The organism is Yersinia enterocolitica (assembly GCA_002082245.2).
GTDB lineage: Bacteria > Pseudomonadota > Gammaproteobacteria > Enterobacterales > Enterobacteriaceae > Yersinia > Yersinia enterocolitica_E.
Genome location: NBTC02000002.1, coordinates 2,650,343 through 2,663,032, shown reverse-complemented (window position 1 = coordinate 2,663,032; position 12,690 = coordinate 2,650,343). Strand labels below are relative to the sequence as shown.

Below are 12,690 nucleotides of genomic sequence, written 5' to 3'. Positions count from 1 at the left end.
GATTATGACTCGCCACCCTTAAATTGGCTGATATCCAGCCGATGAAGTTTTACTTTTCGCCATAAGGTTGTGCGGCCTATCCCTAATAAGGTCGCCATTTCATTTAGCTGACCTTGGCACACCAGTGCCGCACGAATAATGGCCTGTCTTTCTAATTCTTGTAGTGATAAGACAGGCTGAGGTTGCGGCATCTCCGGTTCTAATAACAGCCTTTCCCCCAGTAGATGCTCTGGCAAATCATTGAGGTTAATGCGGTTATTGCGGCAAGCCATGGCGGCCCGCTCCACCACACTTTTCAGTTCCTGATCATTCCCGGGCCATGGGTATTGGCATAACTGACGGATAACACTCTCATCTGGCTGGTATTGGCAGTGGAAATGTTGCCCAATGCTTGCCAATGTATGCTGTACCAGTGGGGGGATATCCTGTTGACGCTGACGCAGTGGTGGAATATGTAATTCGAAAGATTGTAGGGTATAAAATAGCTGGCGGCGAAAACGCCCTTGTTTAACCAATAAGGGCAAATCTGCCCCGGTGGCGGTAATAATCCGGACATCGACTGGGATCACCCGATTAGAGTTGACCCGCATTACCATGCCAGTTTTGACGATTTGCAGCAGAGCTGACTGCATTTCCGGCGACAGATATTCAACTTGTTCCAGATATAAGGTGCCACCGTTAGCCAGTTCAAATTTGCTGGGTTGGCCGGATTCCCCTTCACTGGCATCACTACCAAGAAATTCTCGCGCCATGAAATTTTGTGGCAATGCCTGACAATTTAAGACGATATAAGGGCCATCGGCGCGATTGCTGGCATTATGGATTGCTTGCCCCAACTGCTGTTTACCGACCCCTTCTTCCCCGTGCAGTAAAATCGGATGCCGACCTTTGGCAGCCTGCTTGCCATAACGCACCAGGCGGCGCATTTCTAGTGAAGCAACCGGCATATCATCAAAAGTACAATTAGCCCCCCCTAATTGGTTGTGCACCATTTGCCGCAGTAATTCTTGTGGATGGAGTAATGCAATAAAGCCGCAGCGGTTACCATCTGGGATGGGTTTGAGGGTTAAGAGAGCCGGAATAAATTGCTGCTGATTCTCAAAGGTCACCTCGACGTGGCTGAGGGGATTACGGTGTAAAATGGCGTGGGTCAGTAAGGAGGGTAAGGTCAGCAAATCTGTGACCGGCTTGCCGAGGCTACTGGTTTCATCTAGTTGTAAAATAGCCGCAGCACGACGATTGAGATACAGCAGGCAACCGCGTTGGTCCCATGCCATGACACCATCGTCCACACCATCGAGTAGGGCATTGAGTTCATTCAGATGACGGTTAGTTTCTGCTAATAAGCTATCTGCGTGGAGATAATTGCCAATTTCGCGGGCGATAGCCAATGTCAGAGGCAAATCACTTGCCGCATGTTCGGTGAGCAGGCTACCTAAAACAATGACCGCCCGTTGGCGGCCACTGTTGTCATACACCGGAGTAGCGCAAAAGCGCCACGGATGCAGCGCCTGTTTAAAATGCTGCTGGCCACTGACTTGTATCGGGTTGCCTTCAGCAATTGCCAGCGCCGGGGCATTGGTACCCATTAGCCCTTCTGCCCAATAACTGCCGCAATCAATCCCTAATGCCTGTAGCTGACTTATCGTTTGTGGATGCCCGCATTTCCATAGAGTACAGCCACTTTCATCCAGAATCAGCAGCGCACAAGGGCGTGATTCCATATATTCGTAAGCATCTTCCAATGCCGCCTGACCTAATACCAGCAAGTCATTTTTGCGCTGACAAATTGACTGGAACGTCGCACCCACGGCCCGGTGAGGTACTCGCCATTGGTGGGCTTGCATCAATTTTTGGCAGCGCCGCCAGGAGTCGGCTAATGCAGGGGTGGTCACCGGTTCAGTGTTGCTCATTAAGCGCCTTAGAACCCGGATGGCGCCAATGGATCTGCCCTGGCAGAATCAGTTGATTTTGCGCCAGTGCCGATTCAGCAATCAAGCTGGTGATCATCTCAAAGCTGTGGCGTGCCAGCCCTTGGCAATCTTGTGCGATGGTATCTATTTTCAACGGCAGGCAATCAAACAGATAGTGATCGTCAAAACTGCATAAATGAATCTCACTGTCCATTAATTGATGCTGATTGAGATAGCGCAGTACACCTTCCAACAGCCCGCAGGCGGCAGTAAACACCGCTTTAGGTGGGCGGCCTAATTGTGCACAGAGTTGGGCAATCATTTCATAACCGGAACTGGGCAGGTAATGGCCATTTAGGACCCACTCGGGGCGGCAGGTAACCCCTGCCTGTTGTAGCCCCTGCTGAAAGCCAGCCAGCCGATCGCGAGTAGGGGAGATGCGTGGCTGACCACCAAGAAAATAAAACTCATCAGGATGTTGGCGGGCAACGTTTTCAACCAGTATGGCGGTGGAGGCTACCGAGTCAGTGATAACCAGCGGCAACTCTGATTCACCAATTAATCGATCCATCTGCACCACTGGCAGGCGGGCATTGATCTTTTGATATTCGCTGTCATTGAGCTGGCTGGAGGCGACAATCAGGCCATCGACCTGACGTTGTACCAGGCTATTGACCGCCATCATTTCCTGACCGGGGTTTTCATCGGTACAAGCAATAAGTAGCTGTAATCCGGCTTCGCGACACAGCATCTCCAGCTCACGTGAAATCAGGGCAAAACCGTGGTTGGTCATCTCCGGGACCACCAATCCTATGGTGTGGCTGCGGGTTGAGCGTAGCGAGCGGGCATGGAAGCTCGGTTGATAGTTATGTTCGTTGGCCAAGGCAATAATACGATCCCGCGTTTCATCGGAAACACGATACTCCTTGCTACGCCCATTGAGCACCAAACTGGTGGTCGATTTCGACACACCAGCCAGTTTGGCAATATCGTTAATGGTAATTCGTTTATGATTTTTCACAGGTTATTGTTTTTCACTGAGTGAATCTGTCGCCTTGAAAGATAGTTCATTCTAACATGGGCGAAGACAACAACCAGTGTTGCAGACACAGTTCAGCATTTCCGTTAAAGATTGCTATCGGGTCTTCAGTCGGGAAGTAGCATGTAGTCATTACCGCCTCTCCCTGATTGATAAATATCTCTATGCTGCAACTATCGCAGAGCAGTTGTAACTGCTGCAATTGACCGCGCCAATAACGGAACTCTTGCAGCCCGGTACGCAGATTGCGGCGGCTTAGTGTGATACGTTCACCATCCCATATCAGCATCATTTCATCGCCTAATTCGAGGATAAATGGCGCACTAACCTCGACTATCATTTCAGCACTGCGGATGGAGAGTGCCGGTGCCTGTTGAGCACGACCTTGCCACTGACGATGTTCACGGCGCAATGCCTGCAATTCACGCGCGGGTCGTTGAATGACTTTGCCGTCAACCAGACTCAGCTCTCGTGGGCAGGTCATGGTATGGATCCAACCATGGGCTACGGTGGGTTGATACAACTCATCTTCATCCGGGATGCCCATCCAGGCGAATAACAGGCGGCGGCCATCTGCGGCCAGCGTGGTTTGTGGCGCGTAGAATTCGAAGCCGAGATCCAGTTCGTGGAACGCCTGATGGTTGAATGCTGCCTTGGTATAATCCAATTGGCCCAGTAAATAGCCAGCCTGGAAGGTATTACGATAACGCTCTGCTTCAGCAGCGATGCCCTGCGGGCAGAAAATCAGCACCTCCTGATCCGCTAACCTGAATATGTCAGGGCATTCCCACATATAGCCAAACGGGCCTAATCCGCCCAGACCAGAACCGGCAATTTCACCCAGATTATGCCATTTACGTAAATCATCGGAGCGTAATAGCAGCACTTTCCCTTGCAGTTGCTTATCTTGCGCGCCTAAAACCATGTACCACTGACCGTCGTGCTGCCAGACTTTCGGGTCGCGAACATGGCCGGTATAGCCCGCAGGTAATGGGAGCACTGGTCCTAATTTGTCGTATTCCCCTCGCTCATTCTCCTGTGCCAGACATTGGAATGCGGTGCGCGAGCCATCAGGATATTTCACATTACCGGTGTAAATCAGCGTGATTCGGTCATCAGCAATAACGGCAGAACCTGAGTAGCAGCCGTGGCTTTCATATTCTTCACTGGGCACCAATGCGACAGGCTGATGTTCCCAATGAATCAGATCGGCACTACGCCAATGGCCCCAGTATTTACTGCCGTGGCGGCAATCTAACGGGTTCCATTGATAGAACAAATGATAATAGCCAGCATGATAAATAAACCCGTTGGGATCATTCAGCAGCCCGACACTGGGGGCCAGGTGCCAGCCTGGCCGATGAGGGTCACGCGATGCGCGGATTTGGCCACGCATCACTGCCAGCGTAAGTTGTTTTAGCAAACTGACTTCTTGCATTATTCGCTGTCCGTTTTGTACTTAAGCAGTAGAGAGATAATAAATGCAGCGCCAAATGCAATAACCAATCCAATCAGATAATTAACAATTGAATTGCCTTGTACGATAGCGATGCCCGGGATACCGGTTAAGCCCACCGCAGTCATATTGACATGATTCGCGACGACCCAAGCGCCTCCTAATGCACCACCTGCCAGTGCAGCAAGGAAGGGTTTGATAAAGCGCAGATTAATCCCGAAAATTGCCGCTTCGGTAATACCCAGCATGGCAGAAAATGCCGATGGGATGGCGATGGCTTTAATTTTAGCATCGCGGGTTTTAAAGTAGACTGCCAGGCAGGCTCCGCCTTGCGCCACGTTTGCCATTGACCAGATAGGTAACAAGAAATTGACCCCGATATTCGGATTACCCAATAGCCCGGCCTCGATGGCGTGGAAGCTATGATGGATGCCGGTTATCACTATCACGGAATAAAGCCCGCCGAACAGTAACCCGGCCAGCCAGCCAGCATGGGTTATCAGTGTGCTAAGTACCAGCGAGATCCCATCACCCAATACTCGCCCGGCAGGGCCGATAAATAACAGCGCGACAAAACCGGTAATGATTACGGTCAAAAACGGTGTGAGGATCAGGTCCAGCGCATCAGGTATCACTTTGCGCAGGCGTTTTTCCAACATACTCATAAACCACACTGCCAGTAGCACCGGGAATACTGTGCCCTGATAGCCAATCATCGCCACCTCCATACCGAAGAAATTCATAGTATGGAAACCGCCCGCCACCCCCCAGGCATTGGTTAGCGCTGGGTGCGTCAAAATGCCGCCCAGTGTTGCCCCCAGATACGGGTTACCGCCAAATTCTTTGGCCGCGGTGAAACCAATCAAGATAGGTAGAATGATAAAGGCAGCGGAGCTGAACATATCCAGCATGATAAACAGCGCGCTGTCAGCATCGGCCCAGCCATAGGTTTTTACCATGCCGAGCAAGCCCATTAACAGGCCGGACGCCACGATTGCCGGAATGATCGGGACAAAAATATTGGATAGCAGGCGGGCAATGCGCTGGAACGGATTGAGTTTACGCGCCGCCACAGCGGCAGCTTCAGATTTACTGGCTTCGTTTACACCCGCTACCTTGATAAATTCGGCATAAACTTTATTGACCAACCCGGTACCGAAAATCACCTGTAACTGCCCGGCATTGCTGAAGCAGCCCTTAACGCCATCGAGTTTTTCTACCGCTGATTTTTGCACTAAAGAATCATCTGCCAGAACCAAGCGCAGGCGAGTGGCGCAGTGTGCAGCACTGACGATATTCTCTTTACCACCAAGCAATGGGAGCAGAGCCGTTACGGTCTCATTGATATTCATGATATCCCTCGCAAATTTATTTTGATTCCTGCATGCCGAGGATCGTCACGGCAGCAGGCGGTATTCGTCGTGATTACCGCGGTGCGTAATAGTTAGAACCAGGTTTCCATTTGGATACCAAAGTTCCATTGCCCACCGGCGGCAAAACCATCTTTACCGAAGGAATCATCCTTGGCGTAGTTATCCAGATCTTGGCTCCAATCCATATAGGTGGCGAACACCCGTATTTCTGGTCGGCTGAAGAAATTACTGATATCACCAGCTTTAAAGGTTGGGGCGAAGGTCAATTTATAGAAACCACCACTGACTTTGTGATAATCCTTATAGCCCTGCGGATCCAGATTCATGTACTGATAACTACCTTCATAAGCTAATGCAAAGTTCTCGGTGATTTCCTGAATCAGGCGGGTGTTGAATGTTATCCACTTATAGCTATCGCCCGAGACATAACGATCCTTACTTTGTTGCGCCAATATTGCTGGGGCTAGACTCCAGTTTTTACTTAATGCGGTGGTGCCGTAAGTCGCCAAACGCCAGGTATCTGCGCTGCTGGTTAAGTTGCCATCGGACCCGATAGATTTTACTTCAGCCCCTAAACCATGGCCGTACAGCAGCGCGGTTTTTGACGTACCATCACGTAGCCCATAGAAGCTGTCACCGTGATAGGCCAACATGCTGTGAATACCTTTATCTGTGGCATTAGTATTAACGGCTTCACCGCTATTTTGGCGCGCCTCATTATCTTTGGCGCGCAACCCGCTCACCATCCACTGGAAGGGGCCGCTATAGTTATTGGCAGTGAAAATATAGCTTTGGATATCGCTATTAACATTCTCGATCTCACCATAATTACGGCCATATAACGAGAAGTTACTCTTCAGGTTATCGGTCCATTTGATGTCATAAATACCGCCACCGGTACCGGCAAGGAATACCACGTCGGAATCCAGCCAGTGAATATCGAAGTTATCGCGATCGAAACGTTTACCGGCCCACAATGTACTGTCTTTAAAAATACCGTTAAAGGTTGGCAAGGTGCCAAGTTCGACAAATGCCTGGCGCACATTGAGGTCACTGCTGTCGGCTGTCCAGTCGTTATAGCTGCGCTGACCATCAGCCAGCATCACTTTATAGCGGGTGGTGGCACCGTTATCCAGCTTCTGCTTTTTCTCCAAATTGACTTCAACATAAGTTTCTGTCTCATTACCCAAGCGGCCAACTGCCCCTCCGGTACTGCCGGCTGGCGTAACATACGGGCCACCTTGGGTGCCGGTGCCAGAGTCGTTCATTAGCAGGCCGGAACGGGCATAACCATGAAACTCAAAACCGTTGCCATCCTGTGTTTTGCTTTCCAGTTTATCTGTGCGCTTAGCCACCTGAACGGTCTTTTCTTCTGCCTGACGCGTTCGAGTTTCCAGCTTTTGTGCCTGTTTTTCGGCAATTTCGGCGCGTGTTTCTGCATTTTTTGCCCGCTGTTCCGCTTGTTGTAATCGTTGCTCCAACGCATTGAGGCGGGCTTCAATATCCATGTTTGAGGAAGACGAGGGTGAGGCTGCAGAGGTGGTTGTCGCTGCACAAGAAAGGATAAGTCCTATTGATACAGCAAGATAGCTTGGTTTTATCATCATTTTATATCACTCGGTATGTGATTGATTGTATTTATGCTAAACAGCTAAACCGGTTTTTCATGGCTAACATAAGGGGGATCCTTTGGGATTAGCAAAACATTTTGCTAACCCGATTCAGCTATTGTGATCCAGACTGCAAAGTGCATGACTTTTTGAGACGAATAAGGCGATGAGCAGGAAGAGGGCGCGCGCGATAATGCATGTAGCAGGCGCTAACATGCTGGGTGTTTAGCAAAAAGAGTGACAGGTAGGAGGAGGGACGGATACCTGCCTGCCTGTCAAAGGCGACATCCTAAATGGTTTATGCGGAAGAGGATTTATGCAGTTAGTGGTCGGGTTGGAGAAAATGCCGCAACTGTTGAGCATTAGGTAACGCAGTCATTGCTCCTTTAGCGCTGGTGGCTAAAGCACCACAGGCTTGCGCCTGATCGATGGCGGCGGTGAGATCTGCACCTAAATGCCAATTTGGTAGCCGTGCCAATGCTGTCAGCAACCCAGCGACAAAGGCATCACCCGCGCCAGTCGTGTCTATTGGGGTGATTTTCCTACTCGGGTATTTTTGCAGACGATGGCGGTTATGCACCCAAACGCCATTGGCACCCAGTGTTACCAGTAGCAATTTGCAGCAATAGTCGGCCATCAACTGTTCCATTGCGCCAGCAATATCCTGATCTGGGCAGATAAAGTTCAGTTCTTCCAACGACAGTTTCACTACATCGGCCAATAACAGCGCCTGTTGCAGACAGGGGAGCAACGCTTGTGGTTCGCGCCAGATATCGGCACGGATATTGGGATCAAAGCTGACCCAACCACCGTCGGCTTTCATACGGCGCATCGCCTCAAAGGCGGCACTACGGCTCGGCTCTTGGCTTAAGGCAATAGAGCACAAATGCAGCCACTGATTGTTTTTAAATTCAGGTAAATCATCTGGTTGTAAGAATAGATCGGCACTCGGTGTCACCATAAATGTAAAAGTGCGTTCGCCATGCTCATCTAAATCCACCACAACTGTAGAGGTATGGTGCAGCGGATCCTGTGTCATCGCGTGGGTATCGACGTTTTCCTGTTGTAATATCTGCTGCATAAAACGACCAAAACTGTCTTGCCCAACCCGGCCAATAAAGGCACTTTTACCGCCCAATCGGGCGATGCCGACCGCCACATTGGCAGGTGCACCACCTGGACACTTAAGGTAATTATTTGAATTTTCAGGAACTAAATCAATTACAGCATCACCTAAAACCCAAATGGTATTTTCCATGATAAACCCCTGTTTTCTTCAATCCTATTTGCTGCTAAAAGTAGAAGAATCGGTTTAGCAAAGCAACAAAATAATCCGTTATAGTAAAAAACAGTGATAAGCTCCAGACCCTGATTCGCAATACTCTTCCTGCATGGTTTTTCTTTCTATAAATGATAATCATTATTGTACATGTATTGTGATATACGAATATGGGCCAGATTACCCTGAGACATTGAGCAACATTGCCTGGATGATGGATGGGTATTTGAACTGGGGGTAATAGCGCAATTTACAGTTTTAAACGCTAATTATGTTCAACTGTGCGGAAGGATGATTCGCTTAAATAGATGTTATCTGCCAGCAGATGAGCTAGTGATTTATTTTTTTTAGATGCAATGACAAGGTTTAATAACATAATGAAAGTGAAATATAATATCGCAGTATTAAACTCAACCATTATCGATGAAAATAATAATTGAGTTTGTACCGCGTCATTTAATCAAGGTGACGATTCAACGTTTGATAATTTCTCTCCGGCAAAGGCAACTTTATTCCGGCCATCTTTTTTGGCCCGGTAAAGTGCTTCATCCGCGGCTTTAAGCGAGGAGGCCAGATCATAGGCTTGCAGAGGAGAAATACCTGCGCTCAATGTCACGGTTGTAGAAACTTTATGGTTAAAAACATGTGGAATATCAAGTCCTAAAACCCGTTGGCGCACGCGCTCAGCAAGCTGGCTTGCATACTCTTCACTCACATGAGTCAGTAACACTAAAAACTCTTCGCCGCCGTAGCGCACCACGATATCCCGTGAACGAACAGCATCACGGATAGCCGCCGCAACACGTACCAGTGCTTGATCCCCCATCGTGTGACCATAGTTATCGTTATAAGCTTTAAAATGGTCGATATCGAGCAACAATACGTAATGATTGCCGGGAGACTGAGCCAGTAGTGTTTCAAGTTTATTCTCCAGACCCCGGCGATTATACAAACTGGTTAAGGGGTCTATCATGCTTAAATCACTGAATTTTTCCCTTTCATTATAAAGGCGTGCGACAAGTTTTCGGGTAAAGTCATCGCTACGACGTAGCATCAAATGATGTAAGGAGAAACCAATCAGTGGCAGCATGATGGTGAATACAATACGGAAAATATTTTGAAAATCGTCGAGTAAAATAACGGTTAATGCTGCTGGTGCACTGTGTAGACAAAAAGCAAGGAAATTATCAGACAGGGCTATGGTGCTGATAAAGAAAATCGTAAACAGGCTGAGTAGTAAGTAGTTATTTTCATTATTACCCAAATATTCGTATTTAAGAATGATTTGCCAGGCCCAAAGCACGCCCATGATTATTGAAAATAAATTCAGTTTATTGGCATAATTCTTCGAAATAAAAATCAGATAAGTTGCTGCGCTCAGGCTGATAACCGTGATCAGTACTATCGGTAATGTCACTGCTGGCGTTTCAGGTGACGGTAATATCATACTAAAAATAGAAGACGACGCATTAAGAAATAAAAAAAGCAGTAAAGAGAGCCGATGCTTACTTTTCAGAAGCTGATCGTAGGAATGGCTATTCATATTCAATTCACTCTGCATAATGTCGTGCTGTCAGTAGACAAATAAACAATATCCTCATGAAGCCCTATTATTTAGGCATCACGATAAATAGTTTTTCTTAGTAATTATTTTTGTTTGAAGCGTTTTAGTATCGTTTTAGGAATTTTCTTAACCAAAATTACCATTTTTGTTTCAGCCTGTCATCATGATGTTTCTTAACTTGATGTTGTCGCTGTCTGTCCGCTGCTAACAACTTCATAGTGCAGACTACGATAGAGTGATATATGATATTGGTTATCATTATCAATTGGGGCCGTTGTTATGATTACAGCCAGATTAGCCGCTTATCGCTGGTGTGGGATCAGTGGGTTATTGAGCCGTGGTATGTCTAGTGGTTGGGGAATATTGCTGCCTTTTGCTTTACTACCGGTTTTGGGATGGGCTGATATCACCGTCGGTCAGTTACGTATCCTGATTGTGCTCGCCATGCTAGCCACGGTTAGCATGTTGTATCACGCGCGGTTACGGCATTTCTTATTGCTGCCATCATGTCTGGCGCTGTTGGGTGGACTGATGGCGGTGTTAATGCACAGTGGGATGCATTGAACCCAATAGCATTGGCTGAATTTTCTGTATTACAGGTATTTACGTGTATTTTAGGAAGGGGTCTTGCCAGAAGAGAGGTATTACTGTGCTTTTGAAATCATTGTGGTGCGAAGGGAGGGACTTGAACCCTCACGTCCGTAAGAACACTAACACCTGAAGCTAGCGCGTCTACCAATTCCGCCACCATCGCCCAAATGATTTCTTACTGCTATATCCGTCATACTTCAAACTACATGTGCGTTGGCTGCCTTTGTTCACCCCAGTCACTTACTGGTGTAAGCTCTTGGGAGTTCACTCGTTTGCCGCCTTTCTGCAATTCGAATTATTTTGGGTATATCTTAAAAAAGTAAAGCTTAGGATTTATATCACCAGCTTGGTGCGAAGGGAGGGACTTGAACCCTCACGTCCGTAAGAACACTAACACCTGAAGCTAGCGCGTCTACCAATTCCGCCACCATCGCATGTGCTGTGCAATATAAATCTCCCCTCGTACTTGAAGCCACAGGCTATTAAACCTCAATCACTTACCGGAGTAAGCCTATCTGGGTTTGTTTGCTGCCTGCAATACCAATTACTTTGGGGATATACTACGAATCGCCAAGAAAAGTATGTTTGGTGCGAAGGGAGGGACTTGAACCCTCACGTCCGTAAGAACACTAACACCTGAAGCTAGCGCGTCTACCAATTCCGCCACCATCGCGTACCGGAACATCACTTTTATAAAGCAACTACGGAGGCGAATTCTAGAGATTTTCGCGTTCAGGTCAATACTTATTTCCCCTAAGCGGGACGTTTGCTGTAAAAAGCATCATATGTTGAGCAATTGATTTGATTACAGAAGTATTTTTAGTTTTTAACGCCCGCTTGGTTGTGTTGGTGATAACTGTGGATAATCGGAAAACAGTTCAATCAGCCAGTCAATCAGCACTCTTACTCTAGGGGCAAGAAAACGCCCCGCAGGGAACATAATAAACAGCGACATGGCCGGTGGTGGACAGTGGGGCAACACCTCAATCAGTTCGCCTTGGGTTAATTGGCTCTGAATACCTGGCGTGGGAGCTTGAATCAATCCTAGGCCTGCGACACCGGCTGCGATATAAGCATCGGCACCATTGACACTCAAGATACCAGGTAATGTGCGGCTTTCAACTTTCCCCTGATAAACAAATTCTAATGGGTAATCACGGCCATTCATCTGTGAGAAATACCCCACCGCTTGATGGCCGGCCAGGTCGTCGAGGGACTGTGGAACACCATATCTGGCGAGATAAGCTGGTGACGCACAGGTTATCTGTGGTTGCTGACCAATATTACGTGCTGCTAATTGTTCATCATGGGGCAGCCATGCACGCAAAACACAATCGACACCTTCACGCATCAGGTCAATGGTACTGTCATTCGCGCCGAGAATCAGCGTGATATGGGGATAACGCTGATAAAAGTCATTTAGTGCGGGGATAACCACATTGCGGGCTAGCGAATGTGGCATATCAATGCGTACTTTCCCTTCCGGTTGCAGCCGCTGATGGCTGAACAGCGAGTCAGCCTCTTCAAACGCCGACAGTAATTGCAAGCAACGCTGGTAATACAGTGTGCCTTCCGCGGTGATATTCACTTGCCGGGTGGTGCGCACCAATAAACGCACGCCTAAGCGCTGCTCTAACCGTTTTAAGGTATGGCTGACCGTTGCACGGGGCAATTGTAGTTTCTCCGCCGCGCGACTGAAGCTACCTAATTCAACAATACGGACAAATATCCGCATAGCTTGTATTTGGTCCATGATTGCACTCGTCCATTGTTGGTGTTTTTTGAACAGTAATGAGCAATCTGCATTATTTATCTTTCCTCGCTAAACAACCACACTTTCTTCCGACATCATTAACGGGGAATAT

Annotated in this window: 9 protein-coding genes and 3 tRNA genes; 1 reads left to right on the top strand and 11 read right to left on the bottom strand. The window is 48.1% G+C overall.

The genetic code is table 11. The annotated features are described in order from the left end of the window. Positions 1 to 2 precede the first annotated feature (2 nt). The 7 genes from A6J66_013615 to A6J66_013585 all read right to left on the bottom strand — a co-directional run bounded on the left by A6J66_013615 (position 3) and on the right by A6J66_013585 (position 10,231). Positions 3 to 1,913, bottom strand: a complete 1,911-nt coding sequence (locus A6J66_013615) for a PTS-dependent dihydroxyacetone kinase operon transcriptional regulator DhaR (GenBank protein ID PNM25129.1) — start codon at positions 1,911 to 1,913, stop codon at positions 3 to 5. Continuing rightward, complete coding sequence (locus tag A6J66_013610; protein ID PNM25128.1) at positions 1,900 to 2,934, bottom strand: LacI family DNA-binding transcriptional regulator; 1,035 nt, start codon at positions 2,932 to 2,934, stop codon at positions 1,900 to 1,902. Before A6J66_013610 ends, A6J66_013615 begins: the two co-directional genes overlap by 14 nt. A 46-nt stretch (positions 2,935 to 2,980) precedes the next feature. Continuing rightward, positions 2,981 to 4,390: a glycosyl hydrolase family 32 gene (locus A6J66_013605; GenBank protein PNM25127.1), complete on the bottom strand. Its 1,410-nt coding sequence runs from the start codon at positions 4,388 to 4,390 to the stop codon at positions 2,981 to 2,983. Continuing rightward, positions 4,390 to 5,760 (bottom strand): PTS sucrose transporter subunit IIBC, encoded by a 1,371-nt coding sequence (locus A6J66_013600; protein PNM25126.1) that lies wholly within the window; start codon positions 5,758 to 5,760, stop codon positions 4,390 to 4,392. The genes A6J66_013605 and A6J66_013600 overlap by 1 nt, the downstream gene beginning before the upstream one ends. Positions 5,761 to 5,852: 92 nt before the next feature. After that, on the bottom strand, positions 5,853 to 7,388 hold the full coding sequence (locus A6J66_013595) for a porin (GenBank protein ID PNM25125.1): 1,536 nt from the start codon (positions 7,386 to 7,388) through the stop codon (positions 5,853 to 5,855). Positions 7,389 to 7,713: 325 nt separating this feature from the next. Then, on the bottom strand, positions 7,714 to 8,649 hold the full coding sequence (locus A6J66_013590) for an aminoimidazole riboside kinase (protein ID PNM25124.1): 936 nt from the start codon (positions 8,647 to 8,649) through the stop codon (positions 7,714 to 7,716). Positions 8,650 to 9,130: 481 nt separating this feature from the next. Further along, positions 9,131 to 10,231 (bottom strand): GGDEF domain-containing protein, encoded by a 1,101-nt coding sequence (locus A6J66_013585; GenBank protein PNM25123.1) that lies wholly within the window; start codon positions 10,229 to 10,231, stop codon positions 9,131 to 9,133. Between the two features lie 333 nt (positions 10,232 to 10,564). On the opposite strand from A6J66_013585, the gene A6J66_013580 reads away from it, so the two are divergent. Then, positions 10,565 to 10,798, top strand: a complete 234-nt coding sequence (locus A6J66_013580) for a DUF1435 domain-containing protein (GenBank protein PNM25122.1) — start codon at positions 10,565 to 10,567, stop codon at positions 10,796 to 10,798. Between the two features lie 103 nt (positions 10,799 to 10,901). Here A6J66_013580 and A6J66_013575 read toward each other — a convergent pair. The 4 genes from A6J66_013575 to A6J66_013560 all read right to left on the bottom strand — a co-directional run bounded on the left by A6J66_013575 (position 10,902) and on the right by A6J66_013560 (position 12,578). Continuing rightward, positions 10,902 to 10,988: transfer RNA gene (locus A6J66_013575), tRNA-Leu, on the bottom strand. Positions 10,989 to 11,172: 184 nt separating this feature from the next. Then, positions 11,173 to 11,259: transfer RNA gene (locus A6J66_013570), tRNA-Leu, on the bottom strand. A 152-nt stretch (positions 11,260 to 11,411) separates the two neighbouring features. After that, a tRNA-Leu gene (locus tag A6J66_013565) sits at positions 11,412 to 11,498 on the bottom strand. Between the two features lie 153 nt (positions 11,499 to 11,651). Next, complete coding sequence (locus tag A6J66_013560; protein ID PNM25121.1) at positions 11,652 to 12,578, bottom strand: LysR family transcriptional regulator; 927 nt, start codon at positions 12,576 to 12,578, stop codon at positions 11,652 to 11,654. Positions 12,579 to 12,690: the final 112 nt, after the last annotated feature.

Excerpts from the sequence above, each read along its gene's own strand:
- A6J66_013615 (PNM25129.1), bottom strand. The coding sequence starts at position 1,913 with ATGAGCAACACTGAACCGGTGACCACCCCTGCATTAGCCGACTCCTGG.
- A6J66_013605 (PNM25127.1), bottom strand. The coding sequence starts at position 4,390 with ATGCAAGAAGTCAGTTTGCTAAAACAACTTACGCTGGCAGTGATGCGT.
- A6J66_013600 (PNM25126.1), bottom strand. The coding sequence starts at position 5,760 with ATGAATATCAATGAGACCGTAACGGCTCTGCTCCCATTGCTTGGTGGT.
- A6J66_013595 (PNM25125.1), bottom strand. The coding sequence starts at position 7,388 with ATGATGATAAAACCAAGCTATCTTGCTGTATCAATAGGACTTATCCTT.
- A6J66_013590 (PNM25124.1), bottom strand. The coding sequence starts at position 8,649 with ATGGAAAATACCATTTGGGTTTTAGGTGATGCTGTAATTGATTTAGTT.
- A6J66_013585 (PNM25123.1), bottom strand. The coding sequence starts at position 10,231 with ATGCAGAGTGAATTGAATATGAATAGCCATTCCTACGATCAGCTTCTG.
- A6J66_013560 (PNM25121.1), bottom strand. The coding sequence starts at position 12,578 with ATGGACCAAATACAAGCTATGCGGATATTTGTCCGTATTGTTGAATTA.